Annotated in this window: 25 protein-coding genes and 1 pseudogene; 10 read left to right on the top strand and 16 right to left on the bottom strand. The window is 65.8% G+C overall.

What is annotated here, in order from left to right; genetic code table 11:
• Nucleotides 1-23 precede the first annotated feature (23 nt).
• From ASE11_RS19700 to ASE11_RS25995, 4 genes and pseudogenes are all read left to right on the top strand, one after another.
• Complete coding sequence (locus ASE11_RS19700; protein WP_056275528.1) at nt 24-725, top strand: GntR family transcriptional regulator; 702 nt, start codon at nt 24-26, stop codon at nt 723-725.
• A pseudogene (locus ASE11_RS19695) lies at nt 722-3813 on the top strand (FAD-binding and (Fe-S)-binding domain-containing protein). The gene ASE11_RS19700 and the pseudogene ASE11_RS19695 overlap by 4 nt, the downstream one beginning before the upstream one ends.
• Nucleotides 3814-3917: 104 nt before the next feature.
• Nucleotides 3918-4295: a hypothetical protein gene (locus ASE11_RS25545; protein WP_200959389.1), complete on the top strand. Its 378-nt coding sequence runs from the start codon at nt 3918-3920 to the stop codon at nt 4293-4295.
• 14 nt (nt 4296-4309) lie between these two features.
• Nucleotides 4310-4603 (top strand): hypothetical protein, encoded by a 294-nt coding sequence (locus ASE11_RS25995; protein ID WP_156406423.1) that lies wholly within the window; start codon nt 4310-4312, stop codon nt 4601-4603.
• A 3-nt stretch (nt 4604-4606) separates the two neighbouring features.
• Here ASE11_RS25995 and ASE11_RS19685 read toward each other — a convergent pair whose 3' ends face one another.
• Nucleotides 4607-5539 (bottom strand): pseudouridine synthase, encoded by a 933-nt coding sequence (locus ASE11_RS19685; protein ID WP_056275525.1) that lies wholly within the window; start codon nt 5537-5539, stop codon nt 4607-4609.
• 31 nt (nt 5540-5570) lie between these two features.
• Entirely contained in the window at nt 5571-6299 is a 729-nt protein-coding gene (gene trmB, locus ASE11_RS19680) for a tRNA (guanosine(46)-N7)-methyltransferase TrmB (RefSeq protein ID WP_056275522.1), read from the bottom strand.
• Between the two features lie 260 nt (nt 6300-6559).
• On the opposite strand from trmB, the gene ASE11_RS19675 reads away from it, so the two are divergent.
• Nucleotides 6560-7072, top strand: coding sequence for a hypothetical protein (locus ASE11_RS19675; protein WP_156406422.1), 513 nt, complete (start codon nt 6560-6562; stop codon nt 7070-7072).
• Nucleotides 7073-7136: 64 nt separating this feature from the next.
• Here the strand turns inward: ASE11_RS19675 and gluQRS are convergent, their stop codons facing one another.
• From gluQRS to ASE11_RS19660, 3 genes are all read right to left on the bottom strand, one after another.
• Nucleotides 7137-8039 (bottom strand): tRNA glutamyl-Q(34) synthetase GluQRS, encoded by a 903-nt coding sequence (gene gluQRS / locus ASE11_RS19670; RefSeq protein WP_056275517.1) that lies wholly within the window; start codon nt 8037-8039, stop codon nt 7137-7139.
• 60 nt (nt 8040-8099) lie between these two features.
• A complete protein-coding gene (locus ASE11_RS19665) occupies nt 8100-9206 on the bottom strand; it encodes an NAD(P)/FAD-dependent oxidoreductase (protein ID WP_082585883.1) in 1107 nt (368 codons plus the stop codon).
• A 93-nt stretch (nt 9207-9299) separates the two neighbouring features.
• Entirely contained in the window at nt 9300-10247 is a 948-nt protein-coding gene (locus ASE11_RS19660) for a LysR family transcriptional regulator (RefSeq protein WP_056275514.1), read from the bottom strand.
• Nucleotides 10248-10395: 148 nt separating this feature from the next.
• Between ASE11_RS19660 and ASE11_RS19655 the strand changes: the two genes are divergently transcribed.
• The 3 genes from ASE11_RS19655 to ASE11_RS19645 all read left to right on the top strand — a co-directional run bounded on the left by ASE11_RS19655 (nt 10396) and on the right by ASE11_RS19645 (nt 12173).
• The gene (locus ASE11_RS19655; RefSeq protein ID WP_056275512.1) at nt 10396-11097 is read left to right on the top strand and encodes a pirin family protein; all 702 of its coding nucleotides are present in this window, start codon (nt 10396-10398) and stop codon (nt 11095-11097) included.
• Nucleotides 11098-11138: 41 nt separating this feature from the next.
• Nucleotides 11139-11546: a DoxX family protein gene (locus ASE11_RS19650; RefSeq protein WP_056275509.1), complete on the top strand. Its 408-nt coding sequence runs from the start codon at nt 11139-11141 to the stop codon at nt 11544-11546.
• A 72-nt stretch (nt 11547-11618) separates the two neighbouring features.
• Entirely contained in the window at nt 11619-12173 is a 555-nt protein-coding gene (locus tag ASE11_RS19645) for a flavodoxin family protein (RefSeq protein WP_056275506.1), read from the top strand.
• A gap of 30 nt (nt 12174-12203) precedes the next feature.
• Here ASE11_RS19645 and ASE11_RS19640 read toward each other — a convergent pair whose 3' ends face one another.
• Nucleotides 12204-13193 (bottom strand): Bug family tripartite tricarboxylate transporter substrate binding protein, encoded by a 990-nt coding sequence (locus ASE11_RS19640; RefSeq protein ID WP_056275503.1) that lies wholly within the window; start codon nt 13191-13193, stop codon nt 12204-12206.
• A 93-nt stretch (nt 13194-13286) separates the two neighbouring features.
• Between ASE11_RS19640 and ASE11_RS19635 the strand changes: the two genes are divergently transcribed.
• Both ASE11_RS19635 and dnaE read left to right on the top strand, forming a co-directional pair.
• Entirely contained in the window at nt 13287-14000 is a 714-nt protein-coding gene (locus ASE11_RS19635) for a DUF599 domain-containing protein (protein WP_056275500.1), read from the top strand.
• 38 nt (nt 14001-14038) lie between these two features.
• Nucleotides 14039-17596, top strand: a complete 3558-nt coding sequence (gene dnaE / locus ASE11_RS19630; RefSeq protein WP_056275497.1) for a DNA polymerase III subunit alpha — start codon at nt 14039-14041, stop codon at nt 17594-17596.
• Between the two features lie 121 nt (nt 17597-17717).
• Here the strand turns inward: dnaE and tolA are convergent, their stop codons facing one another.
• The 10 genes from tolA to ASE11_RS19580 form a co-directional block, all read right to left on the bottom strand.
• Nucleotides 17718-18608, bottom strand: a complete 891-nt coding sequence (gene tolA, locus ASE11_RS19625) for a cell envelope integrity protein TolA (RefSeq protein ID WP_056275496.1) — start codon at nt 18606-18608, stop codon at nt 17718-17720.
• Between the two features lie 8 nt (nt 18609-18616).
• Nucleotides 18617-19060, bottom strand: a complete 444-nt coding sequence (locus ASE11_RS19620; protein ID WP_056275493.1) for a biopolymer transporter ExbD — start codon at nt 19058-19060, stop codon at nt 18617-18619.
• 2 nt (nt 19061-19062) lie between these two features.
• Nucleotides 19063-19761 (bottom strand): protein TolQ, encoded by a 699-nt coding sequence (gene tolQ / locus ASE11_RS19615; RefSeq protein ID WP_056275488.1) that lies wholly within the window; start codon nt 19759-19761, stop codon nt 19063-19065.
• Between the two features lie 53 nt (nt 19762-19814).
• Entirely contained in the window at nt 19815-20273 is a 459-nt protein-coding gene (ybgC, locus tag ASE11_RS19610; RefSeq protein ID WP_235501369.1) for a tol-pal system-associated acyl-CoA thioesterase, read from the bottom strand.
• Entirely contained in the window at nt 20270-21490 is a 1221-nt protein-coding gene (locus ASE11_RS19605) for a pyridoxal phosphate-dependent aminotransferase (protein ID WP_056275484.1), read from the bottom strand. The genes ybgC and ASE11_RS19605 overlap by 4 nt, the downstream gene beginning before the upstream one ends.
• Complete coding sequence (nusB, locus tag ASE11_RS19600; RefSeq protein WP_056275474.1) at nt 21487-22017, bottom strand: transcription antitermination factor NusB; 531 nt, start codon at nt 22015-22017, stop codon at nt 21487-21489. The genes ASE11_RS19605 and nusB overlap by 4 nt, the downstream gene beginning before the upstream one ends.
• A gap of 2 nt (nt 22018-22019) precedes the next feature.
• On the bottom strand, nt 22020-22484 hold the full coding sequence (gene ribH, locus ASE11_RS19595; RefSeq protein WP_056275465.1) for a 6,7-dimethyl-8-ribityllumazine synthase: 465 nt from the start codon (nt 22482-22484) through the stop codon (nt 22020-22022).
• Nucleotides 22485-22520: 36 nt separating this feature from the next.
• Nucleotides 22521-23651 carry a bifunctional 3,4-dihydroxy-2-butanone-4-phosphate synthase/GTP cyclohydrolase II gene (gene ribBA / locus ASE11_RS19590; protein WP_056275462.1) on the bottom strand — a complete coding sequence of 377 codons (1131 nt, stop codon included), beginning with the start codon at nt 23649-23651 and terminating at the stop codon, nt 22521-22523.
• Nucleotides 23648-24292, bottom strand: coding sequence for a riboflavin synthase (locus ASE11_RS19585; RefSeq protein WP_056275457.1), 645 nt, complete (start codon nt 24290-24292; stop codon nt 23648-23650). Before ASE11_RS19585 ends, ribBA begins: the two co-directional genes overlap by 4 nt.
• Before the next feature lie 69 nt (nt 24293-24361).
• Nucleotides 24362-24793: a type IV pilin protein gene (locus ASE11_RS19580; protein WP_082585882.1), complete on the bottom strand. Its 432-nt coding sequence runs from the start codon at nt 24791-24793 to the stop codon at nt 24362-24364.
• Nucleotides 24794-24928: the final 135 nt, after the last annotated feature.

Here is a 24928-nt window from a genome sequence, read left to right as displayed (position 1 = left end):
GGCAAAGTTTTTGAATACAAAATATGACGGCCCAGATTTTTTCCATTCCTCCCGCGGCCTTGCACGAGCAGGCCACCCACCGTTTGCGCCAGATGTTGGTCGAGGGGCAGATTGCCCCGGGCGCCAAGCTCAACGAACGCGAACTGTGCGAACAGCTCAAGGTCTCGCGCACGCCGCTGCGCGAAGCCATCAAGACCCTGGCCGCCGAGGGCCTGGTGGAACTGGTGCCGAATCGTGGCGCGGTGGCGGTGCAGCTGAGCGAAGCCGACGTGCACAACACTTTTGAAGTGATGGCCGGGCTGGAGGCGGCCTCCGGGCAACTGGCCGCGCAGCGCGTGACCGACGCCGAGCTTGTCGAGATCAAGGCCATGCACTACGAGATGCTGGCCGCCTACACGCGGCGCGATCTCTCGGCCTACTACCCGCTCAACGCCGCGATCCACCGCGCCATCAACGCGGCCGCCCGCAACCCGGTGCTCACCAGCACCTACAACCAGGTCAATGCGCGCCTGCAGGCGCTGCGCTTCCGCTCCAACCAGGACGGTGAGAAGTGGAGCCGCGCGGTGAAGGAGCACGAAGCCATGATCCAGGCGCTGGAAGCCCGCGATGGCGTGGCGCTGGCCCGCGTGCTCACGTCCCACCTCAACAACAAGCGCGACGTGGTCATGGAGCAACTGCGTTCGCAGGAGGCGCAGACGCTGCAGCGCCAGGGAGGCACCGAATGAACGCGCCCTTGCCCCTCGACGTGGCGCGGGAGCACCCCAATGCGGTGTACGAGCGCGTTGCCCAGGCCAGCAACGAGGTGGCCGGCCAGCTGGCCCAACGCCTGACACAGCAAACGCAGGGCGAGGTGTTGTTCAGCCCCGCCGATCGTGGGCGCTACGCCACCGACGCCTCGATCTACCAGCAGATGCCGGTGGGCGTGTTCGTGCCGCGCGATGCGGACGACGTGCGCGTGGCGCTCGACATCTGCCGCGACCTGACTGTTCCCATCGTGCCGCGCGGCGGCGGCACCAGCCAGTGCGGCCAGACCGTGGGCGCGGGCCTGGTGATCGACCACAGCAAACACATGCGCCGCGTGCTCGACGTGGACGTGCAAGGCCGCACCGCCACAGTGGAGCCCGGCCTGGTGCTCGACCACCTCAACGCGCAGCTCAAACCCCATGGCCTGTGGTACCCCGTGGACGTGTCCACCAGCGCGCAGGCCACGCTGGGCGGCATGGCCGGCAACAACTCGTGCGGCAGCCGCTCGGTGGCTTACGGCAACATGGTGCACAACGTGCTCGGCGCGCAGGCGACGGCAGCCTGATCGACTTCGGTGACCACGCCACCGCCAGTCCGCAAGCCAAAGCCATCGGCAACTTCGTGCGCGACCTCGCCATGGAGCACGCCGACGAGATCGACGCGCGCTGGCCCAAGGTGCTGCGCCGCGTGGGCGGCTACAACCTCGACATCTTCCGCAACCAGAACGAAAAGCCGTACACCCACGACGGCTCGGTGAACCTGTCGCACCTGCTGATCGGCAGCGAAGGCACGCTGGCGCTCACGCGTTCGCTCAAGCTGCAACTGTGTGAGCTGCCGCGTGCCAAGGTGCTGGGCGTGGTGAACTTCCCCACCTTCTTTCAGGCGATGGACAGCGCGCAGCACATCGTGAAGCTGGGCGAGGGCATGGCCGTGGGTCAGCTCACCGCGGTGGAGCTGGTCGACCGCACCATGATCGAGCTCTCGCTGCAGAACCCGGCGTTTGCGCCCACCATCCGCACCGCACTCTCGCCGCAGATCAACGGCGGCAAGCCCGCAGCCGTGCTGCTGGTGGAATTCAGCGGCCCGAGCAAGGCCGACATCGCGCACAAGATCCGCGAACTGGTGGAGCTCATGGGCGACCTCGGCCTGCCCGGCAGCGTGGTGGAGATGGTGGACGACGCACCCCAGAAGAACCTGTGGGAGGTGCGCAAGGCGGGCCTGAACATCATGATGAGCCTGCGTGGCGACGGCAAACCGGTGAGCTTCATCGAAGACTGCGCCGTGCCCCTGGTGCATCTGGCCGAGTACACCGACGCACTCACGCAGGTGTTCCACAAACACGGCAGCCGTGGCACCTGGTACGCCCACGCCTCGGTGGGCACGCTGCACGTGCGCCCCATCCTCGACATGCGCCGCGAAGGTGCCAGCAAGATGCGCGCGATCGCCGAAGAAGCCAGCGAACTGGTGCGCCAATACAAAGGCGCCTACAGCGGTGAACACGGCGACGGTCTGTGCCGCGGCGAATGGATCGAATGGCAGTTCGGCCCACGCATCAACGACGCGTTTGCCCGCATCAAGCAACACCTCGACCCCACCGGCCTGCTCTCACCCAACCGCATCATTGATCCGCCGAAGATGGACGACACGCGGCTCATGCGGTTTCCGCCGAGCTACAAGGTGGTGCCCATCACACCCGTGCTCGACTGGAGCGCGTGGGACGTGCAGGCAGACCCGGTGACCGAAGTGACCACCGCACCCGGCACCGGCGAAGACCCGGCGCGCGGTCTGGCCAAGGCGGTGGAGATGTGCAACAACAACGGCCATTGCCGCAAGTTCGACGCCGGCACCATGTGCCCGAGCTACCGCGTGACGCGCGACGAACAGCACCTCACGCGTGGCCGCGCCAACACCTTGCGGCTGGCGCTCAGCGGGCAGATCCCGGGCCTGTCGGGCAGCGACGCGCTCACCAGCGAGGTGGTGCGCGAAGCCCTGGACCTCTGTGTGGGCTGCAAGGGCTGCAAGCGCGACTGCCCCACCGGCGTGGACATGGCCAGGATGAAGGTCGAGTTCCTGCAGCACTACAAGGCGAAACACGGCCACACGCTCCAGGACCGCATGGTCGCGCAGTTGCCCGATTACGCCGCCTGGGCGGCGCGGCTGGCGCCGTTGCTCAACCTGCGCAACCGCGTGCCGCTGCTCGCATCTCTGACCGAAAAACTGCTGGGCATCTCGGCCAAGCGCAGCCTGCCGCAATGGCACACCCGGCATTTTTTCAACACACCACTCAAGACGGCGACGCGCGACGAAGTGCTGGCCGCGGAGCGCGGTGTGGTGCTCTTCGTCGACACCTTCAATGGCTACTTCGAATCCGAGAATGCGCACGCCGCCGTGAAAGTGTTGCAGGCCGCGGGCTACACCGTGCATGTGGCGACGAAGGCCAAAGACGACGGCAGGCACCTGTGTTGCGGGCGCACGTATCTCGCCAGCGGCATGGTGGAGCGGGCGCGCGAGAAGGCGCGCGAGGTGGTGCAGAGCCTGCTGCCGTTTGCGCACAAAGGCATTGCCATCGTGGGGCTGGAGCCTTCGTGCCTGCTCACGCTGCGCGACGAGATGCTGGTGATGGGCCTGGGCTCGGCGCCCCAGCAAATTGCCGAGCACGCCCTGCTGTTTGAGGAGTTCCTGGCGCGCGAAGCGAAGGCCGGGCGGCTGGACGGCTTGAAGGCCAGGCTCCAGCCGGTGGACCAACCGGTGCTGCTGCACGGCCACTGCCACCAGAAGGCGTTTGACGCGGTCTCACCCATCGTGGAAGTGCTGCGCTGGATTCCCGGCGCGAGGCCGCAACTGATCGAGAGCAGCTGCTGTGGCATGGCCGGCAGCTTCGGCTATGAAGCCTCGCACCACGATGTGTCGATGCAGATGGCGGAGCTCAGCCTGCTGCCCGCCGTGCGCGCCCACCCCGACGCGATCGTGGTGGCCGACGGCACCAGCTGCCGCCACCAGATCCATGACGGCGCGCAGCGCGAGGCGGTGCATGTGAGCCGTTTGCTGGCGGGTTTGCTGGCGGGGTAAGCTGGGCCGTGCTCGATCTGTCTCAACCTCAGTCAACCGCGATGTCCAGAACATTTCAAACTGCCCGGAACACCCCACCCACGAGAACCCCACGTCGGTGGGTGATGGCGTGCGCCACGCTGGTTCTGCTCGTTGCAGGCTGCAAAGACCGGGCCCCGGAGCTCGCACCGGTCAGCAAGCCGAGTTCAGCGGGTTCGAGCTCTGCGCCCGCCACCGACCAGTGGCTGGGCAAGTGGATTGGGCCCGAGGGAACATTTCTGCAACTCGCCGGCAGCAATGGCCGGTACGAAGTGACCATCCAGAACCTGGACGGTCCCCGCACCTTCTCGGGCCAGGCCGCAGGCGATCGGATCGAGTTTGAACGCAACGGCGTGAAAGAATCTCTGCGCGCCACGAACGGCGCTGAAACAGGCATGAAGTGGTTGAGCGAGCGATCCAGCTGCCTGACGGTTCGGGCCGGTGAAGGTTACTGTCGCGACTGAAGAGCGCAGAAAACATGACCTCCGGCTCAAAAGCATCGATGCCCACGACCTGCCCGTGCTGTTCTACGGTGAACACCCTCTGTTTCTGGGGGCCTCGGCGCGAGGTTTGGTGGAAACGGCCGGCGCTGCTGGTCTGCTGCCTTCCTTTCGCCGCGGGCATTCCGGCCCTTCTGTGGCTTCGCGGTGATTCACTCGGCGTGGCATTCTGGATCGTGGCCGGTGTGCTGTTCGCCGCATCGATTTTGGGGCTGGTCGTCAGCGCCATCGGCTGCAAGGCCTGCGTTTCCCGCATCCTGGGCGACTTGTGACCCTCAGTCCACGGGCCACGCCAACACCCGCCCGCTCTCGAAGTGCCGATCCCTCCCGGTCACCGGATCGGTGAACGCGATGCCGCGCGCCAGCAGCCGCAGCGGCTCGGCAAAGTCCTCGGTGTCGTCAGGCCCGCGCAGCACCTGTGGGTAGAACTGGTCACCCGCGATGGGGGCACCGAGTGCATTCATGTGCACGCGCAACTGGTGCCGCTTGCCCGTCACGGGTGAGAGCGTGTAGCGCGCCCAGGTGCCGTGCACCTCGGTTTGTTCGATCCGCGTTTCGCTGTTGGGCTCGCCCTCGGCTTCGAGCATGCGGAAGAAGCGTTCGCTGTCTTCCTCGATGCGGCTGCGGCGTGCGAGCGGAAAGCTCAAGCTTGGGCGGTGGGGTGCAATGGCTTCATAGGTCTTGTGCACCGCACGGTCACGAAACAGGGCCTGGTAAGCGTTGCGGTCTTGCGCTCGCACGCTGAAGAGCACCAGGCCCGCGGTCTCGCGGTCGATGCGGTGGATGGGGCTCAGTGTGTCGATGCCGGTGCTGCGTTTCAAGCGCACCAGCAGGCTTTGCTGCACGTAGCGTCCACCGGGCGTGACCGGCAAAAAATGCGGCTTGTCGGCCACCAGCAAATGCTCGTCCTGAAACAGCACGGCCTCAATGAACGGGATGGTGGGCTCGTCGTCGAGGTGGCGGTAGTAGTGGATGCGCGCACCGGGCTGGAATGGTGCGTCGGGTGGCAGCGGCTGGCCGGCGTCGTCCAGCACCTCGCCGCGCGCCAGCCGCTCGGCCCAGGCCGCGCGGTCCACCGCGCTCAGGCGCTCGGCCAGGTAGTCGAGCAGCAAGGGCCAGGGTGCCGTCTTGGCGTGTGGCAGCGCCACGCAGCTGGCGGACACGCCGTGGCGTGCGGGGATGTGCGGACTTTTCGGCGGGCGTGCCACGGTGGGACGGGCTGGCCTCGGGCGCTGGGTGTCAGACCCGGCGGAACACCAGGTCCCACACGCCGTGGCCGAGCTTCAGGCCCCGGTTCTCGAACTTGGTGAGCGGCCGGTAGCCGGGCTGTGGCACGAAGCCGTTGCCGCCGGCCTCGGCGGTGTTCTGCAGCAGCGGTTCGGCGCTCAGCACCTCGAGCATCTGGTGGGCGTAGGGCTCCCAGTCGGTGGCCAGGTGCAGATAGCCACCGGGTTTGAGGTGGCGCGCGAGCCGGTTCACGAACGGCCCCTGGATCAGGCGGCGCTTGTGGTGGCGGCTCTTGTGCCAGGGGTCGGGAAAGAAGATGTGCACGCCGTCCAGGCTCGACTCACCGAGCATGTGGTCGAGCACTTCCACTGCGTCGTGACGCAGGATGCGGATGTTGTCCAGATGCTGTTCACCCGCGAGCTTGAGCAGCGCGCCGACGCCGGGCTCGTGGACCTCGCAACACAGGAAGTTGTCTTCGGGTCGCACAGCGGCGATGTGCGCGGTGGCGCCACCCATGCCGAAGCCGATTTCCATGATCAGCGGCGCACTGCGGCCAAAGGCAGCGGTGGCGTCGAAGGGGCCGGGCGCGTAGTTCAGCAGCCAGCGTGGGGCATAGAGTTCGTAGGCCTTGGCCTGGCCAACCGTGGTGCGGCCCGCGCGCAGCACATAGCTTTTCACTTGCCGCACGTAGGGCACTTCGCTCAGGGGAATGCGCGGTTGCGCGTGTCGAGGATCGGTCATGGTGGCGGTTTGAGGGTGCCAGATTGTAGGAGAGCGGGTTGGCTTGCCCCCGTCCGCGTGCCACGGCTCGGATAGACTGCGCGGCAGTTGCCGTCCTGCATGGGGAAGATGCGTGCTTTGGGCGCAGGGTCAAATGGCCTGGCTGGCATCAAAGCAAAGGCGAGCAACCGTGAGGGGGTGAGGCCGATAGGCGGTCTTGCCGAGGAGTTTTGCTTTCGCCAACAACCAGAAAGTCATTCATGAAAATTGTGTCCCTGGCCATGCTCGCCGCCGTAGCGGTGTTGTCCGGTTGTGCTTACAACGCGTCTCCGTATGGGGCGTCGGTCAAGAATGTGGAATCCATCAAGTTCCTCAACATCAAACCGATCGCCGTGGCGAAATTCGAGTCCTCGAAACCGGGACTGGCCTCCATCACCTGCCGCGCAGCCGGCCCGGTCACGGTGTCACCCAGTTTCGAGAGCTACATCGAGAAGGCGTTCATCGACGAGCTCAAGCTCGCGGGCGTGTACGACCCAGCATCCCCGATGATCATTTCCGGCAAGCTTGAGGAAGTGGACTTCAGCTCAGGCATCACGGACGGCAAGTGGCTGTTCACGTTGGTGGTGTCGAACGCGCGCAAGGAGAGCTTCAGCACCAAATCGGTGTTTGGATTTTCGGGTAGCTTTGTTGCGGACAAGGCGTGCCAGGAAGTCGCGCAGGCTCTGGGCCCTGCGGTTCAGAAGCTGATCGAGGACGTTGTTCGCGATCCGAAATTCAAGCAGATTGCGATGTAGTCGAAGGCCGGAGGCGGCACTCCATTCCTTGCGGTACCGGCCGCTTTCCCAAGGGGGCTCCGCGCTATGCGGCGCCCCCTTTTCGTTGAATCCACTGCTGATCCCACACAGATGTCCAGCTGTCGAGGGCCAGCGCCGGGTGGGTGGTGGTGCTGTGCAACCCCAGCACGTTTGCGGCTTGGCTCAGGGCCGTGATGGGATCACTCAGGTCCAGCGGCTGCGCGCCGTTTTGCTTGCTGAGTTTTTCACCGTTGGCGCCCAGCACCAGGGGCGTGTGCAGGTAAGCCGGCGTGGGCAGGCCGAGTGCGCGCTGCAACAGGATCTGGCGCGCGGTGTTGTCGGCGAGGTCTTGACCGCGCACCACATGGGTGATGCCTTGCGCGGCGTCGTCCACCACCACCGCGAGCTGGTAGGCCCAGAGGCCGTCGGCGCGTTTCAGGACGAAGTCGCCCACCTTGGTGGCGACGTTCTGGGTTTGAGGGCCCAGACGGCGGTCGGTCCACGCCACATCGGGCGTGTCAGGAATCTGCAGCCGCCAGGCGCGCGCGGGTTTGCCTTGCAGGCCGCCGCGCTCGGGTCGGCAGGTGCCGGGGTAGACGGCGATGTGATGGCGCTCGCGGCCCATGCCTTGCGATTGCAGGGCGGCCTCGATGTCCTTGCGCGAGCAGCCGCAGGGGTAGGCGTGGCCTTGCTGCACGAGGCGGTCCAGCGCCTGCTGGTACATGTCGCCGCGCCGCGATTGCCAGACCACGGGTTCGTCGCTCACCAGCCCACAGCGGGCGAGTTGCTGCAGGATGATCTGATCCATGCCGGGCAGGCAGCGCGGCGTGTCCACATCTTCGATGCGCACCAGCCAGACGCCGCCGCGGGCGCGGGCGTCGAGCCAGCTGGCGAGCGCTGCCACGAGCGAGCCCGCGTGCAGCGGGCCGGTGGGGGAGGGGGCGAAACGACCTCTGTACGCAGCCATCTTGGGGAGGGCTTCGATCCTTCAACAGGCTCAGGATGAGTGGATGCAAGAAGGGCGGGTTCAGGCGATTTCCAGCGCCATTTCGAGCCCGGAGACAAACGCGTCCTCGACGCGATGGCCCAGGCACCAGTCGCCACAGGCGCCGATGCCCAGTGCCCTGTCGAACAGGTGGCTCTTGCCCAGCGGGGTTTGCGTCTGGGCAAAGCGCCAGCGGTGTGCCACGGCAAAGGTGGGCGTGGCGCGGATGCCGGTGATTTCAGCGAAGCCCTTCAGCAGCTTGGCTTTCACGCGCTCGGCGTCGTCTTCAAGGTGCTTGGTGGACCAGGTCGGGCTGGCCTGGATGGTCCAGCGCTCGATCGGGTCGCGCCCGGGCTTGCTCGATTCGCGCGCCAGCCAGCTGATGCGGTGGTGCGTGCTGCGCGCGGCGTTCCACTGCGGACCCAGGTGGGGCAGGCCGGGCTGCATGGCCTGCGGGTAAGCCACCATCAGCGTCCAGCAGGGGGCCACGTGCACGGGAGCGAGAGCCTGGCGCAGTTCGGGCGCCAGGCCCGAGGCGCGCAGCAGGTCGTGCACCTGCGGATGCGGCATGGCCAGCACCACGCGGTCGAAACCACCCACGACCTGTTGACCACCGGCGCTGTCTTCGGTGCGCAGTTGCCACTGTTCGGGGTGAAGCGCGTCGCGTTCGATCTGGGTCACACAGGTGTCGAGCAGCGTGGTGGCGGCCAGGGGCTGGGCCCACAGGCTCACCAGGGCGTTCATGCCGGGTGAGGCCACGAAATGCGGCTCGGTGGGGGGCGGCGCGCTGGCCAGCACATGGCCGAATTCGTCGAGCACGCGCACGGTGCTGGCGCTCCAGGGGCGCACCACCGAAGTGGCGTTGCTGCGCAGCGCGGTCTCGAAGCGCGCGTCGCGCACGGTGAAGTACTGCGAGCCGTGGTCAAAACCGCCGAACTCGGTGCGCCGGGTCGACATGCGGCCACCCAGGCCGCGGCTTTTCTCAAACAGCGAGACCCTGTGCCCGGCCTGCACCAGCGTGCGCGCGCACACCACGCCCGCCATGCCGGCGCCCACCACGGCGACGTGCAGACCCACCGACCTGGGGGTCTTGGCCTTGGCTTTGGGGGCAGAACCTTTGGAGGCACGGGTCTTGGGGGATGTGGTCATGTCTCTGGGCGCTTTCTGATGACGCTTGGTCGGGCTGGGTGGAGTGCTGTTGACTGTAGCAGCCCGCCTGCCAAATGCGCACGGGCGTCGAGGTCATGTCTGGTGGTGGTTGTTGAGCAGTGCGGCGCGTGTTTGCGGGCTTTGCAGATGATCAAGCCACCAGCGCAGTGCGCGACCCATGTCGCCCGAGGTGCGTGGCAGGCGCCAGGCATAGGCCACGCGCAGGCTGCGGTCGGGTCTCTGAACGTTTTTCACCACCAGCCGCCCGGCGGCGATGAAGGGCTGTGCCAGCGGCAGTGGCAGGAAACCGCAACCCAGACCGCGCAGTTGGGCGTCCAGCTTGTGCTGCATGGTGGGCACGGTCAGCACGTCCTGCCCGGGCAGCAGGTTGTGGGTGACGCCGCGCCCACGCTGCGCGCTGTCGGCCACGGCCACGGCGCGGTGTTCGCGCAGTTCTTCGTCGCACAAGCTATGGCTCACTCCCGCCAATGCGTGGTGGGGCGCCACCGCAAACACGAAGGTGATCGGCCCCAGCGGCGCAGACTGGATCTCGGGCAGCGAGAGGTCGGTGGGGACACCGAGGGCCAGATCGGCCTGGCCCATCTGCAATGCTTCCACCGTGCCGGACAGCGTTTCGGCTCGCAGCTTCAGCCGCGTGGGCGCGCCTTCGGCGTAAAAGGCCTCGCAGAGTTCGAACAGCGTGGCACGCGCAATGATCGCGTCGGCCGCGATGGTGAACTGCGGCTCCCAGCCGGTGGCCACGCGCTTGACGCGCTGCGCCACCGCATCGAGTTCGTTCAGCAGGTGCTGGCCGGAGCGCAGCAGTTCGGCGCCTGCGGGCGTGAGCACGGCGCGGCGCGCGCTGCGGTCGAACAGCAGCACGTCGAGCGCGTCCTCGACCTGGCGGATGCGGTAGGTCAGCGCGCTGGGCACCATGCCCACCTCTCGTGCGGCGGCGGCCATGCTGCCCAGGCGCGCCACCGCCTCCAGCAGGCCCAGATTTTCGGGCGACAAGGCGGCGCGGGGCGTGGAGGTGGCCATGGTCGTGGAGCTGACTGTTCAAACGATTTGAATGATGCCATCAAATCCGTGCAGTCTCAATGAGCATGTGCGATCCCACAATTCATCCCATGCCAGCGAGATCCACCCGGTTTCAATGGCGCCACTCCCCGACGGAAAGGAACTCACCATGCTCCAGATTCGACGCTCCGATGCCCGCGGTTTTGCCGACCACGGCTGGCTCAAGAGCTTTCACTCGTTCTCGTTCGCCGACTACTTCGATCCGGCCTGGATGGGCTGGGGCAACCTGCGTGTGATCAACGAAGACCGCATCGCCCCGGGCACCGGCTTCGGCACCCACGGCCACCGCGACATGGAAATCATCAGCTACGTGCTGCAGGGCAACCTGGCGCACAAGGACAGCATGGGCAACGTCAAAGGCATTCCGCCCGGCGACGTGCAGCGCATGAGCGCGGGCAGCGGCGTGCGCCACAGCGAGTTCAATCACGCGCCCAACAGCACCACGCACTTCCTGCAGATCTGGATCGAACCCAACGTGAAGGGCATCGAGCCGGGCTACGAGCAAAAGAGTTTTGCCGACGACCAGAAGCGTGGCCGGCTGCGCCTGGTGGCCTCCAACGGCGGCGCCGAGGGCTCGGTGCACATCAACGCCGATGCGGCCATGTACGCTGGCCTGCTGGACGGCGCCGAGACCGCCGAGCTGGCCCTGAACCCGGCGCGCAAGACCTATGTGCACCTGGTGCGCGGCTCGCTGGATGTGAACGGCGAAACGCTCAAGGGCGGTGACGCCGCGGTGCTGGCTGCTGAAAGCCAGCTCAAGCTGGCCAACGGCCACGATGCCGAAGTGTTGGTCTTCGATCTCGCTGCCTGAACCTTTCTCTCAACCCCCAACCTGTTTTTCAAGGAACCTCCATGAACGCTCTGCAAAATCCCCTGGCCCTGATCGGCCGCATCCTGTTGGCCCTGATGTTCGTGCCGGCCGGCTTCGGCAAGATCGCCGGTTTCACCGGCACCGTGGGCTACGCCACGGCCATGGGATTGCCTTTGCCCACCGTGGGTGTGGCGATCGCGCTCGTGATCGAACTCTTCGGTGGCCTGGCGCTGCTGATTGGCTTGCGCACCCGTTACGCTGCACTCGCGCTCGCGGTGTTCACGCTGGTGGCCAGCTTCTTCTTCCACGCCTACTGGGCGGTGCCCGCCGAGCAGCAGATGGTGCAACAACTGATGTTCTTCAAGAACATCGCCATCACGGGTGGCCTGCTGGCCTTCGCGGCCTTCGGTGCCGGCGCCTTCAGCGTGGACGCTCGCCGCACGGCCTGAGCAACGGTTCCTTTTCGCTTCATTTGTCCATCGCGGCGCCCAGGCGCCGCGTCTTTTTCAGAAAGACAAGTCATGTCCAAAGTTGTTGTGGTTTATCACTCGGGCTACGGTCACACCCAGCGCATGGCGCAAGCGGTTGCCCAGGGCGCCAACGCCGAACTCATCGCGATCGACGCCGACGGCAACCTGCCCGACGGCGGCTGGGAAGCGCTGGCTGCGGCCGACGCCATCATCATGGGCTCGCCCACCTACATGGGCAGCGTGAGCTGGCAGTTCAAGAAGTTCGCCGACGCCTCCAGCAAACCCTGGTTTTCCCAGCAATGGAAGGACAAGATCGCAGCCGGCTTCACCAACAGCGCGGGCATGAACGGCGACAAGCTGGCCACCCTCAACACCCTGTTCATCCTGGCCATGCAGCACGGCATGATCTGGGTCAGCCAGGGGCTGATGCCGAGCAACACCAAGGGTGCCCATCGCAACGACGTGAACTATCTGGTGAGCTACAGCGGTGCCATCGCGCAGAGCCCGTCGGACGCAGGTGCCAACGACATGCTGCCGGGCGATCTGGAAACCGCGCGCCTGTTCGGCGAGCGCGTGGCCTCCGTGGCGGCGAAGTTCAAGGGCTGATCGAACCCACCGAGCAGGTCGCGGCGAGTTTCAACTCGCGGCAACCTGCAGTTTCTGGCGAGCCACCACCTGCAGCCATGACTGGAGGTCAGCCGCCAGAAAACGCCCCAGGTCGGCTGGCGTGCCGGCAGCGGGTTCCAGCGCATCCAGCGAAAACCTCGCCTTCACCTCCGGCAGAGTGACCAGACGCGCGATGGCGGCATTGAGCCGGCCCACCACCTCGGGCGGCGTGCCGTGCGGGGCCACCAGTCCGAAATAGTTGAGAACGTTGAATCCGGCCTGTCCGGCCTCCACCATGCTGGGCACTTCCGGCAAGGCCGGTGTGCGTCGATCCGACGTGACCGCCAGCGCCTTGATGCGCCCGTCGCGAATGAATGGTGCCAGTGCCGGTACCGTGCCTGTGACCAGGTGAATCTGTCCACCCATCATGTCCAGCACGGCGGGTGCGATGCCGCGGTAAGGGATGTGCGTGATGAACGCGCCTGTGCGCACCTTGAGCAGCTCAAGCACCAGGTGGTTGATGCCACCGGCACCGGCCGAGCCGTAGTTGTAGAAGCCGGGCCTGGCGTGAGCCAGTTGCACCACCTCGGCCAGTGTGCCGGCAGGCAGGTCCTTGTTGGCGGCCCACACCAGTGGACCGGTGGCGATCATGCCCACCGGCGTGAACTGCGCCAAAGGCTCGTAGCCCGCGCCCGGCAGCGCGGCAGGGACGGTGGTGAAGGGCGCGGCAACCAGCAGCAGGGTGTGCCCATCGGGCGCGCTGTGCGCCACCGCCTGTGCGCCGATGGCGCCCGAGGCACCCACGCGGTTTTCCACCACCACGGTGGCGGGCAGCAACTCTGCGAGCTTTTCGGCCACCAGGCGGCCCACGGCGTCCGTGCCCGCCCCGGGCGCGAAGGGCACGACGATGCGGATCGGGCGCTGTGGCCAGGCCTGAGCCCAGACCGTGGGGAAGGACAAGGAAGCCAGCGCAGAGCCAGCGCCGGCAATCAGATGACGCCGGGACAAAGGGTGTTTCATGGTGATGGAAGGTCGTGGCGACAGCGCCAGCCCTATTGTTGCCACCGGCTGTGACCTGATCATGACGCCAAACGCAAAGGTAACATCCGGCACATGAAGATTCTCAGCATCATTCCTTGGGCAGATTGGCTGGCGCTGGTCTGCTTTTTTGCGTTGTGGACGGGCTACGCCTGGTTCGCTCGCGTGTGGGGACGAAAAATGGGCTCGCTGATCCAGACCACCAACCGCTACCGCGGCTACTGGATGATGCAGGCCACGGCGCGCGATCCGCGCATGCTCGACGGCGTGATCACGCAGACGCTGTCCACCACGCCAGCGTTCTTCTCGTCCACCTCCATCCTGGTCATCGGCGGCCTGTTCGCCCTGCTCGGTACCACCGACAAGGCCACGGAGCTGATGAGCGAAATCCCGTTTGCGCAGACCACCACGCTGATCGTCTTCGAGTTCAAGATCCTGGTGATGGTGGCGATCTTCGTGTATGCCTTCTTCCGCTTTTCCTGGTGCATGCGGCAGTACACCTTCGTGGCGCTGGTGATCGGCTCCATGCCGTCACCCGAAGCCTTCGACTCGGGCAAGTTCGACCGCGAGCATTACGCCCGCCGCGCAGCCGCCATGGTGGGCGCGGCGGCAGAAACCTTCAACGACGGGCTGCGCGCTTACTACTTTTCGTTTGCTGCGCTGGCGTGGTTCGTCTCGCCGATGGCCATGGTGCTGAGCACCCTGGCGGTGGTGGCCATCCTTTACATGCGAGAGTTCCGCTCCGAGGTGCTGCACATCCTGAAAGAAGATGTGACACCGCTGCCCTGAGACCTCGGCCGGGGGATGCCGCCTCCTAAAATGGACGCATGTTCCTACACCTGCGCCTGCACACCGAATTCTCCGTCGTCGACGGCACCAACCGCATTGATGAAGTCGTGGCCGCCGCGGCCGCCGACAGCCAACCCGCGCTGGCCATCACCGACCTGAGCAACCTGTTCGGCGCGGTCAAGTTCTACAAGGCCGCGCGCGGCGTGGGCGTCAAGCCCATCATCGGTGCCGAGGTGATGCTGCAAGGCTTCACTGAAGAGACGCCCGGCGCCATGCCCGGCAGCCACCAGCCTGCAGCACCCCGCGTGCTGCTGCTGGTGCAGGACCACCAGGGCTATCTGAATCTGAGCGAGTTGCTGGCCCGCGCCTGGACGCGCAACGAGGGCCGGGGCCAGGCGCTGGTGCACCGCGACTGGCTGCAGGAATGCAATGAGGGCTTGATCATGCTGTCGGGCGCGCAGTCCGGCCCGGTGGGTCAGGCGCTGATGCAGGGTGATACCCAGCGCGCCACCGACATGGCGCTGCAACTCTCCACGATGTTCACGCACCGCTTCTACCTGGAGCTGCAGCGCGCGGGTCGCGCCGACGACGAGCGTCATGTGTCGCAAGCGGTGCAGCTGGCCGCGCGCCTGCACCTGCCGGTGGTGGCCACGCACCCGGTGCAGTTCCTCGAGCCCGACGACTACGAGGCGCACGAGGCGCGCGTGTGCATTGCCGAAGGCGAGATCCTCGGCAACAACCGGCGCGTGCGCCGCTTCACGCGCGAGCAGTACTTCAAGAGCGCGGCGCAGATGCAGGCGTTGTTCGCCGATGTGCCCTCGGCGCTGGCCAACACGCTGGAGATCGCGAAGCGCTGCAACCTCACGCTGGTGCTGGGCAAGCCGCAACTGCCCAATTTCCCCACGCCATTGATCGATGGTGTGCCCATGCCGATGGCGGACTTCTTCCGCCAGTCGTCGTTTGAAGGGCTTGAGGAGCGCCTGGTGCACCTGTACCCCGACCCGGCCAAGCGCGAAGCCGAGCGCCCGCGCTACGTGGAGCGCCTGGAGTTCGAGATCAACACCATCCTGAACATGGGGTTCCCGGGCTACTTCCTGATCGTGGGCGACTTCATCAACTGGGCCAAGAAAAACGGCTGCCCGGTCGGTCCGGGCCGTGGCTCGGGCGCGGGCTCGCTGGTGGCGTACGCGCTGAAGATCACCGACCTCGACCCGCTGCAATACAAGCTGCTGTTCGAACGTTTCCTGAACCCGGAACGGGTGTCCATGCCCGACTTCGACATTGACTTCTGCCAGACCAACCGCGACCGCGTGATCGACTACGTCAAGGACAAGTACGGCAAGGACGCGGTGAGCCAGATCGCCACCTTCGGCACGCTGGCCGCGCGCGCGGCGATTCGCGACGTGGGCCGTGTGCTCGATTTCTCCTACGGCTTTTGCGACGGCATCTCCAAGCTGATCCCGAACAAGCCCGGCATGTCGGTCACGCTGCAGTACCCGCCCAACCCCAAGAAGGAGGGCGACAAGAACAACTACGCCATCGAGATGGAGCCGGTGCTGGCTGAGCGCATCCAGAAGGAAGACGACGTCAAGACCTTGATCGAGCTCGCGCAGAAGCTCGAAGGCATGACGCGCAACATCGGCATGCACGCCGGTGGCGTGTTGATCGCGCCGGGCAAGCTCACCGACTTCTGCCCGCTCTACGCGCAGCCCGGCAGCGACTCGGCGGTGAGCCAGTACGACAAGGACGACGTGGAGGCCATTGGCCTGGTGAAGTTCGACTTTCTGGGCCTGGCCACGCTGACCATTCTGGAGATCGCGCGCGAGCTCATCATCAAGCGCCACCCGGGGCAGGAGAACTTCCGCTTCGAGGATGTGCCGCTGACCGATGCGAAGGTCTACGCGCTGTTCTCGCGCGGGCAGACCGAGGCCGTGTTCCAGTTTGAAAGCCGCGGCATGCAGGGCATGCTGAAAGACGCCAAACCCTCGCGCCTTGAAGATCTGATTGCGCTCAACGCGCTGTACCGGCCGGGACCGATGGACCTGATCCCCAGCTTCGTGAACCGCAAGCACGGCAAGGAAGTCATCGAGTATCCGCACCCCCTGGTGGCCGAGATGCTGTCCGAGACCTACGGCATCATGGTCTACCAGGAGCAGGTGATGCAGACCGCGCAGATCCTGGGCGGCTATTCGCTCGGCGGCGCCGACATGTTGCGCCGTGCGATGGGCAAGAAGAAGGCCGAGGAGATGGCCGAGCACCGCGAGATCTTCCGAGCCGGTGCAGCGAAGAACAACATCTCGCAGGAGAAGGCCGACGAGATCTTCGACCTGATGGAGAAGTTCGCGGGCTACGGTTTCAACAAGTCGCACGCCGCCGCCTACTCGCTGCTCGCGTACCACACCGGCTGGCTCAAGGTGCACTACACGGCCGAGTTCTTCTGCGCCAACATGACGGTGGAAATGGACGACACCGACAAGCTCAAGGTGTTGGTTGATGACGCGCTCAAGATGGGCATGGCGTTCGAAGCGCCCGACGTGAACCGCGGCTTCCACCGCTTCGAGCCGATCTCCAACAAGTCGATTCGTTACGGTCTGGGCGCCATCAAGGGCACGGGCCAGCAAGCGATCGAGGCCATCGTGGCCGCGCGCGAAGGCCGTGGTGAAGGGCCCCGTGGCCGTGAGACGGGGCCGTTCAAGAGCTTGTTCGACTTCTGCGTGCGCGTGGACCGCACGCGCTTGAACAAGCGCACGGTGGAAGCGCTGATCAAGGCAGGGGGTTTTGATTCACTGCACCTCAACCGCGCCGAGCTGCTTGCCTCGGTGGACCGCGCGTTCGCCTTCGCAGCCGCTTCGGCCGCCAACGCCGCGCAAGCCGACATCTTCGGCGACAGCGACCACGGCTCCAGCACGCAGGACCCCGACCTGGTGGCGACCATGCCCTGGGGCGTGAAGGAACGCCTGACGATGGAGAAAACCGCGATCGGTTTCTACTTCTCGGGCCATCTGTTCGACGAAGTTGAACGCGAGGTGCGCCGCTTTGCGCGCACGCCGCTGGGTGACGTGATGGAAAGCCGCGACCCACAGATCCTGGCCGGCATCGTGACCGACTTCCGCGTGATCAACGGCCAGCGCGGCAAGCTTGCGCTGTTCAAGCTCGACGACAAGACTGGCGTGTTCGAGACCAGCGCCGACGAGAACCTCATCAACGCCCACCGCAATCTGCTCAAGGACGATGAACTCATCATCGTGCAGGCCGTGGCCCAGCCCGACCGGTTCTCGGGTGGTGTGCGCCTGAAGATCCAGCAGGTGTGGGACCTGGCTGCCGCGCGCTGCCGCTTCGGCAAGTACCTGCGGGTGGCGGTGAACGGCCATGCACCTGCCGTGGCCCAGCTGGTGCGAGAGTTCCCGCCCAAACGCGAAGTGACGGAGCAGGGCGAGCTGGTGCGGGGCTTGCCGGTGCGGCTGCAACTCTTGCGCGAGGGCGCGCAGTGCGAACTGCAACTGGACGACCGAGCGCTGTTTTTCCCGACCGATGCGGCGCTGGCCAGCTGGATGGCGCAGGCGCATGAGCAGCGGGCGGAAATCGTGTTTGATTGATCGAGAGAACCCCCTGCGCCGCTGCGCGGCTTCCCCCTGAAGGGGGACAACGCCTGCGGCCTGGCGGAGCCAGTTCCGCGGCATTTCTGGTGTGGGGATGGCGCGCCGGAGAGGTGCTTGATCAGTCCAGCGGACGCAAACCAATCACGAGTGACGGCGGCACGCGCCCGTCGGTATCGCGCGGCAGGCTGCTGGTGCGGTCGATGGCGCGCAACACGGCTTCGTCCCAGGCAGCGTTGCCGCTGCTCTTGCTGAGCTTGCGCGAGGTGATGGTGCCGTCGGGCGCGGTGCGCACCTCGACCTCTGCGCGTGGGTTGCCCGGGGCCACGTCGGTGAACACCACGTTGGGTTTGATGCGCGCAGCCACCTTGGCGCCGTAGCCTGGCGTGGGGCCGCTGGACTGCTGTGCCGTGCCGGTGCTCTGCGGTCCGCCGCTGGCGCCGGCCTGGCCCATCATGCGGGTGATCTGTTCGTCGCGCAGTTGATCGCGGCGCTTCTCATCGGCGGCCGCGGCCTTGCGCTCCTGCTCGCGTTTCTGGGCGGCCAGTTTCTGCTGGCGCTCTTTCTCGTCGGCGGCTTCTTCTGCCGCGGCCTTTTTCTCTGCTGCAGCCTTCTCGGCGGCCTTGGCAGCCGCGAGCTTTTTGGTTTCTTCCTCGCGCGCCTTCTTTTCGGCCTCAGCCTTCTTCTTCGCTTGCGCGGTGGCGATCTCGGCCTGGTTGGGCGAGGGCGGCGGCGGGGCGGGTGCTGGCACCGGGGTGGGCTTGGGCGGCGCAGGTGGGGGCGGTGCCGGTGGCGGTGGCGGAGGTTCCACCGCACGCGGAGCGGCCTGCTGCGGCAGGCGCGACCAGAGCTCTGCCTCGAACGTCACCGGCTCGGCATCGTTCTGCCACGACACGCCCCAGGTGAGCGCGATCACGAGCAGGCCGTGCGCGATCAGTGCCATGCCCACCGGGCCGAGCCAGCGGCCGGTGTTGGGCGGTGCGAGGTCGAGGTGGTCGGCGGTGGACTGCATGGCGTTGATCAGCGGGTGGTTTGCACGGACAGGCCGACGCGGGCGATGCCCGCTTCCTGCAGTGCGCTCATCACGCGCACGACCGCTTCGTACTTCACGTTCTTGTCGGCGCTGATGACCACTGGCACACCGCCCTCGGGTGCGGCGCCTTTGCTGGCCTGCAACTGCTTCACGCGCGCCACCAACTGCCCCATGGGCACTGGCTGTGACTCGGTGCTGGCCGAGCCTTCACGCACTTTGAGTTGTTCGTCCTTGTCGATCATCACCGCCACGAAACGGTCGGGCTGGCGCCCGGCCTGGCCCACGCTGGGCAGCGCGATCTGGCTCGGTGTGATGAGCGGGGCGGTGACCATGAAAATGATCAGCAGCACCAGCATCACGTCGATGAACGGGACCATGTTGATCTCGTTGATGGTGCGGCGGCCTCGGCCGCGTGATGAGACGGCGGGCATGGTCAGTGACCTGAAGGTGTTTGAGTCTGAGCGCCGAGATTGCGCTGCAAGATGTTGGAGAACTCTTCCATGAAGGTCTCCATGGCGTTGGCCACACGGTCGATGTCGTGCGCGAAGCGGTTGTAGAACACGACCGCCGGAATGGCGGCAAACAGGCCGATGGCGGTGGCCACCAGGGCTTCGGCGATGCCGGGTGCCACGGTGGCCAGTGTCACTTGCGCCAGGGCGGCCAAGCCGGTGAAGGCGTGCATGATGCCCCACACCGTGCCGAACAGGCCCACATACGGTGAAACCGAGCCGACCGAAGCCAGGAACGAGAGGTTGGTCTCCAGCACGTCGAGTTCGCGCTGGAAGCTCGCCCGCATGGCGCGGCGCGCACCGTCGAGCAGGGCGCCGTTGTCGGTGATGCGACGCTCGCGCAGTTTCTGGTATTCCCGCATGCCGCTGGCGAAGATGCGTTCCATCGGGCCGCCATGCTTGGCACTCTGGGCCGCTGCGGCATACAGGTCGTTGAGGTTGGTGCCCGACCAGAACTCGCGCTCAAAGTCTTCGTTGTGCGCGCGCACGCGCTTGAGCGAGAACACCTTGCGGAAGATGGCGGCCCAGCTCACCACGGAGACGACCATGAGGAGCACCACAACGGCTTGCACCACCCAGCTGGCGTTGAGCATCAATTGAACAATGGAGAGATCTTGGTTCATGCGTGTTCAGAGAAGGCAGGTCGTGAAGAAGTTTCGTGGTCCGGACAGGACGCTCAAGGCGGCAGTTTGAGCGCGGCGAGTACGGCGGGTGGTATGCGTTGCGGGCGCAGGTTGCGGTCGTCGACCCAACCGATGCGGATGGTGCCGCTGCACAGCAATTCAGCTTGTGCATCGCTGCCCGCATCGCTCTGCTGCGGTTTCAGGAGCGCACGCTGCTCAATTGTCATGGACGCACGGCCCGTATCCACCACCCGTGCTGTAACCAGAAGCAAATCATCGAGCCGGGCCGGGCGGTGGTATTGCAACTGGGTCTGGGTGACGACGAACATGCCACCGACCTGCTCGCGCATGCGTTGCTGCTCGATGCCCAATGCGCGCAGCCACTCGGTGCGGGCACGCTCGAAGAACTTGAGGTAGTTGGCGTAGAACACGATGCCGCCCGCGTCGGTGTCTTCCCAGTAGACGCGCACCGGCCAGGTGAACGGATTTGATTGCAGCGCGGGCAGACTCACAGCGCTTGCTCCAGGCGAGACACAGCTTCCTGAAGCTGGGCCATCGAATTGGCGGTGGAGAAGCGCAGGTAGCGGCCGGGGTCGGCGCTACCGAAATCGCGCCCCGGTGTGGTGGCCAACTGGCAACGGTTCATGAGCTCGAAGGCCAGCGCCCAACTGCCGCCTTCGTCGGGTCGTGCGCCTTGCGGCGGGATGCCCCACCGCGCGCACAGACCGGTCACGTCTGCCCAGGCGTAGAAAGCACCGTCAGGCATCACCGGCACGCGCAGGCCCAGGCGGTTGAGTTCGGGAATGAAAAAGTCGCGACGCGCCTTGAACTCGCTGCGCCTGCGCTCGTACTCGGACAGGCTCTCGGGCTCGAAGCAGGCGAGCGCCGCATGTTGTGCAATGGTGCTGGCGCAAATGAACAGGTTCTGTGCCAACCGCTCCACCACCGGCACCAGCGCGGGCGGCAGCACCAGCCAGCCCAGGCGCCAGCCGGTCATGTTGAAGTACTTGGAGAAGCTGTTGATGCTGATGACCTCATCGCCCAGACCGTCTGGCAGGCCCAGCGCGCTGTGGCCGAAATCGTCCTCGTAGCTCAGGCCCAGGTAGATCTCGTCGACCATCGACACGCCGCCCTGGGTGCGCACGAAGCGGGCGATGCGCTCCAGCTCGTCGCGGGCAATGGAGGTGCCGGTGGGATTGGACGGCGAGGCCAGCAACACGCCGCGCGTGGCCCGGTTCCAGTGCGCCTCCACCTGCGCCGCGCTGAGCTGAAAGCGCTGCTCAGGGCCGCTCGGGATCATCACCGCGCGGCCCTCGGCTGCCTGCACAAACTGCCGGTTGCAGGGGTAGCTCGGGTCGGGCATCAGCACTTCGTCACCGGCCTCGATGAGCGCCAGACACGCCAGTTGCAGGGCGGCGGAAGCCCCCGCGGTGACCACGATGCGGCTTGAATCGATCGCGAGGTCGAACCGCGAGGCATACCAGCCGCTGATGGCTTCGCGCAAGGCGGGCAGACCGAGGGCCTGGGTGTACTGGCTGCGTCCGTCGCGGATCGCGCGTTCGGCTGCGGCGTTGACCAGCGGCGGCGCGGTGAAATCGGGCTCGCCGATGTTCAGGTAAATCATCGAGCGGTCACCCGGCTGCGCGTTCGCCGCCAGGAGAGATGCCGCCTTGGCCAGCTCCATCACGTAGAAGGGTTCGACGCGCTGAGCGCGCTGCGCAATCCTCACGGTGCGGTGTTCTTGCGCGGGCCAGGTTTTGATGGCGCAGCGGCCACTTCGGCCTCGCGCAGCTGTGCGGCCAACTGGTGCAACACACCGTTGACGTACTTGTGGCCGTCGGTGCCACCGAACGACTTGGCCAGTTCGATGCATTCGTTGAGCACCACACGCCAGGGCACGTCCAGGCAGTGCTGGAATTCATACGCGCCGATCCACAGCACGCCACGCTCGATCGGCGAGAGCTCGACCAACGGGCGATCAAGCAACGGCTTGATCAGCGCGTCCAGCGCGTCCGCCTGTTCAATGCAGCCGTGCAGCAAAGCGTCGAAGTGCACGCTGTCGCACTTGTGGAAACCCGCCAAGTCGCGTGTGAAGACGTCGATGTCGCTGGCGGCGTTGCGACCCACCAGGTGTTGATAAATCGCCTGCAGGGCGAATTCGCGGGCGCGGGTGCGGGCCGACTTGTCGGCGGCCTTGCGACCGATGAGACCACTTTTGGCTTTTTCGCCCTCGGAGGTGGGGAGTTCTGTGGACATGTTCAGCCTATTTCTTGCAGCAGGTGGGCCATTTCCACCGCCACGCGGGCCGCATCGCGTCCCTTGTCGGTCTTGCGGGCAATCGCCTGCTCGAGCGTTTCGGTGGTCAGGATGGCGTTGGCGATGGGGATCTGGTAGTCCAGGGCCAGGCGCGTAACGCCAGCCCCCGACTCGTTGGCCACCAGTTCGAAGTGGTAGGTTTCGCCGCGGATGATGCAGCCCAGGGCGATGAGCGCGTCGAAATCGTCGCGCTCGGCCATGGCCTGCAAGGCCACGGGCACCTCGAGTGCACCTGGCACTTTCACATGGGCGATGTTCTTGTCCTGCACGCCCAGTGTCAGCAGTTCTGCCAGACAGGCGTTGTACAGCGCGTCGGTGATGGGTTCGTTGAAGCGGGCCTGAACGATCCCGATGCTGAGCTTCTTGCCGTCGAGCAAGTGGGCCGTGCCTTTGTCTGCGCCGAACATGTGCGGCTCCGTTTCTGATTGAGGATGTGAATGGATTCAGCCGTTGCGGCTGAGGTAACCGGTGATTTCAAGACCGTAGCCGGTCATGCTGGGCATGCGGCGCGGGTTGCCCATGAGCTGCATCTTGTGCACGCCGCAATCACGCAGGATCTGCGCGCCCACGCCGTAGGTGCGCAGGTCCATGCGGCCGCGCTCGGGTGCCTGGGCCGATCGGGCGGTGCCTTCAAACTGGGCCAGCAACTGCGCCGCGGTCTCGCCGCAGTTGAGCAGCACGGCCACACCGGCGCCCGCTTCGCTGATGTAGCGCAGGCTGGCCTCCAGGCTCCAGGAATGCATGGAGCGACCGACCTCCAGCGCGTCGAGCACCGACAGCGGCTCATGCACCCGCACGGCCACCGATTGGTCCGGGCCCCATTCACCTTTGACGAGTGCCAAGTGCAGCGCACCGCTGGGCTCGTCGCTGAAGGCGTGCACCTGGAACTCGCCGAACGCGGTGTTCAAGCTGCGGGCGCCCAGTTTTTTCACCAGGCATTCGGTGCGGCTGCGGTGTTCGATCAGGTCGGCGATGGTGCCGATCCTCAGGCCGTGCTCGGCAGCGAACACCTGGAGGTCGGGCAGGCGGGCCATGGTGCCGTCGTCCTTCATGATCTCGCAGATCACGGCACTGGGGCTGCAACCGGCCATGGCGGCCAGGTCGCAACCGGCCTCGGTGTGGCCTGCGCGCATGAGCACACCACCCTCGACCGCCTGCAACGGGAAGATGTGACCGGGCTGCACCAGGTCGGTGGCAACGGCGTTGGGCGCCACCGCCACCTGCACGGTGCGCGAGCGGTCGGCGGCTGAAATGCCGGTGGTCACGCCTTCTGCGGCTTCGATGGAGATGGTGAAGGCCGTGCCCATCTTGGTCCCGTTGCGCGGCACCATGGGTGGCAGTTGCAGGCGTTCGCAGCGCTCTTTGGTGAGCGTGAGGCAGATCAGGCCACGGCCGAAGCGGGCCATGAAGTTGATGGCTTCTGGCGTCACATGGTCGGCGGCGAGCACGAGGTCGCCTTCGTTTTCACGGTCTTCCTCGTCCACCAGGATCACCATGCGTCCGGCGCGCATGTCGGCCACGATGTCTTCCACGGGCGAGATGGCCACCGGGGCCAGGGTTTCAGGCGCGTTCATGCGATTTCCTTGAGGTTGATTTGACCGGCGCTGAGCATGCGCTCCACATAGCGTGCGACGGTGTCGATTTCCAGATTGACCGGACTTCCATCGGTCAACAGGCCCAGCGAGGTGTTTTGCACCGTGTGGGGAATGAGGTTGATGCTGAATTCACAGCCGTCGGCACGGTCCTGGATCGAATTGACGGTCAGGCTGACGCCGTTGACGGTGATGGAGCCCTTGTAGGCCAGGTATTTGCCGAGGCTCAGCGGTGCGATCACGCGCAGCTCCCAGCTCTCGCCCACCTGCGCAAAGCGGGTCACATGCCCGACACCGTCCACATGGCCAGAGACGATGTGCCCGCCCAGCCTGTCGTGGGCGCGCAGGGCTTTCTCCAGATTGATGCGGCCGCCGGTCTGCGCCAGCCCCGCCGTGCGGGCAAGCGACTCGGCCGAGATGTCGATGGTGAAGTGGTGCCGGGGCAGATCCAGCGAGGTCACGGTCATGCAAGCGCCGTTGAGCGCAATGCTGTCGCCCAAGCCGACGTCGTCGAGATACCCGGAGGGTGCCTCGATCGTGAGTCGCTTGCCATGGTCCAAAGAGCTGCCCAGGTCGTGGAGGGCGGCGATGCGCCCCACGCCGGTGATGATGCCGGTAAACATCCGGCTATTTTCGCAGGGTTTGCGAGCCCGCCGGTGTTCAGGGGCTGGTCTTGGCTGCGCGCGCCCGGATTACCGGTTCCAGCACTCCATCGGCCCCAGCGGATTCGGCACGTCGCCCGTGGCAACCTGCGCTCGGGTGCCCGCCTGATTTATCTGGAAGGAAGCACATCGGTCGGTTGACTGGGGCGCGCCGGGAATCGCCGTCAAGGTGTAGGCCAGACCATCGTTGGAAACCGCGTTGATGTTGTAACGCCCACCCTCGACAAACAGCACACCGGGGGGAATGGCGGCTGTGAGCGGGTAGGTGCCCTGGGCCGTGGCGGTGCGCTCCATCCACTGCGCAGCCTGCAAAAGCGCCGCGCGTGCATTGGCGCGGTGGCTTCGCATCACAAACTCGTTGTAGCTGGGCAAAGCCACCGCCGCGAGCAACGCCACTACGGCCACCGCGATCATCAGTTCGATCAACGTGAAACCGCGGTGTGGGCGGCGGAAACTGGACATCAGCGCACCTCCCGCCAGTCCGCGCGGGCGCCTTGGCTTGTTCCCAGCAGGATGCCGTCATTTCTTACACCAGAGCCAGAGCCAGAGCCAGAGCCAGAGCCAGAGCCAGAGCCAGAGCCAGAGCCAGAGCCAGAG

Origin of the sequence: Hydrogenophaga sp. Root209, from assembly GCF_001428625.1 — a bacterium.
Lineage (GTDB): Bacteria > Pseudomonadota > Gammaproteobacteria > Burkholderiales > Burkholderiaceae_C > Hydrogenophaga.
The sequence above is the reverse complement of the archived record's forward strand: the minus strand, read 5'-3'. Positions and strand labels throughout refer to the sequence as shown.

What these genes read in the sequence shown, in the direction of transcription:
- ASE11_RS19700 (WP_056275528.1), top strand. Translation starts at nt 24, where the DNA reads ATGACGGCCCAGATTTTTTCCATTCCTCCCGCGGCCTTGCACGAGCAG.
- ASE11_RS25545 (WP_200959389.1), top strand. Translation starts at nt 3,918, where the DNA reads ATGGCGTGCGCCACGCTGGTTCTGCTCGTTGCAGGCTGCAAAGACCGG.
- ASE11_RS25995 (WP_156406423.1), top strand. Translation starts at nt 4,310, where the DNA reads ATGACCTCCGGCTCAAAAGCATCGATGCCCACGACCTGCCCGTGCTGT.
- trmB (WP_056275522.1), bottom strand. Translation starts at nt 6,299, where the DNA reads ATGACCGATCCTCGACACGCGCAACCGCGCATTCCCCTGAGCGAAGTG.
- ASE11_RS19675 (WP_156406422.1), top strand. Translation starts at nt 6,560, where the DNA reads ATGCTCGCCGCCGTAGCGGTGTTGTCCGGTTGTGCTTACAACGCGTCT.
- gluQRS (WP_056275517.1), bottom strand. Translation starts at nt 8,039, where the DNA reads ATGGCTGCGTACAGAGGTCGTTTCGCCCCCTCCCCCACCGGCCCGCTG.
- ASE11_RS19665 (WP_082585883.1), bottom strand. Translation starts at nt 9,206, where the DNA reads ATGACCACATCCCCCAAGACCCGTGCCTCCAAAGGTTCTGCCCCCAAA.
- ASE11_RS19660 (WP_056275514.1), bottom strand. Translation starts at nt 10,247, where the DNA reads ATGGCCACCTCCACGCCCCGCGCCGCCTTGTCGCCCGAAAATCTGGGC.
- ASE11_RS19655 (WP_056275512.1), top strand. Translation starts at nt 10,396, where the DNA reads ATGCTCCAGATTCGACGCTCCGATGCCCGCGGTTTTGCCGACCACGGC.
- ASE11_RS19650 (WP_056275509.1), top strand. Translation starts at nt 11,139, where the DNA reads ATGAACGCTCTGCAAAATCCCCTGGCCCTGATCGGCCGCATCCTGTTG.
- ASE11_RS19645 (WP_056275506.1), top strand. Translation starts at nt 11,619, where the DNA reads ATGTCCAAAGTTGTTGTGGTTTATCACTCGGGCTACGGTCACACCCAG.
- ASE11_RS19640 (WP_056275503.1), bottom strand. Translation starts at nt 13,193, where the DNA reads ATGAAACACCCTTTGTCCCGGCGTCATCTGATTGCCGGCGCTGGCTCT.
- ASE11_RS19635 (WP_056275500.1), top strand. Translation starts at nt 13,287, where the DNA reads ATGAAGATTCTCAGCATCATTCCTTGGGCAGATTGGCTGGCGCTGGTC.
- dnaE (WP_056275497.1), top strand. Translation starts at nt 14,039, where the DNA reads ATGTTCCTACACCTGCGCCTGCACACCGAATTCTCCGTCGTCGACGGC.
- tolA (WP_056275496.1), bottom strand. Translation starts at nt 18,608, where the DNA reads ATGCAGTCCACCGCCGACCACCTCGACCTCGCACCGCCCAACACCGGC.
- ASE11_RS19620 (WP_056275493.1), bottom strand. Translation starts at nt 19,060, where the DNA reads ATGCCCGCCGTCTCATCACGCGGCCGAGGCCGCCGCACCATCAACGAG.
- tolQ (WP_056275488.1), bottom strand. Translation starts at nt 19,761, where the DNA reads ATGAACCAAGATCTCTCCATTGTTCAATTGATGCTCAACGCCAGCTGG.
- nusB (WP_056275474.1), bottom strand. Translation starts at nt 22,017, where the DNA reads ATGTCCACAGAACTCCCCACCTCCGAGGGCGAAAAAGCCAAAAGTGGT.
- ribH (WP_056275465.1), bottom strand. Translation starts at nt 22,484, where the DNA reads ATGTTCGGCGCAGACAAAGGCACGGCCCACTTGCTCGACGGCAAGAAG.
- ribBA (WP_056275462.1), bottom strand. Translation starts at nt 23,651, where the DNA reads ATGAACGCGCCTGAAACCCTGGCCCCGGTGGCCATCTCGCCCGTGGAA.
- ASE11_RS19585 (WP_056275457.1), bottom strand. Translation starts at nt 24,292, where the DNA reads ATGTTTACCGGCATCATCACCGGCGTGGGGCGCATCGCCGCCCTCCAC.
- ASE11_RS19580 (WP_082585882.1), bottom strand. Translation starts at nt 24,793, where the DNA reads ATGTCCAGTTTCCGCCGCCCACACCGCGGTTTCACGTTGATCGAACTG.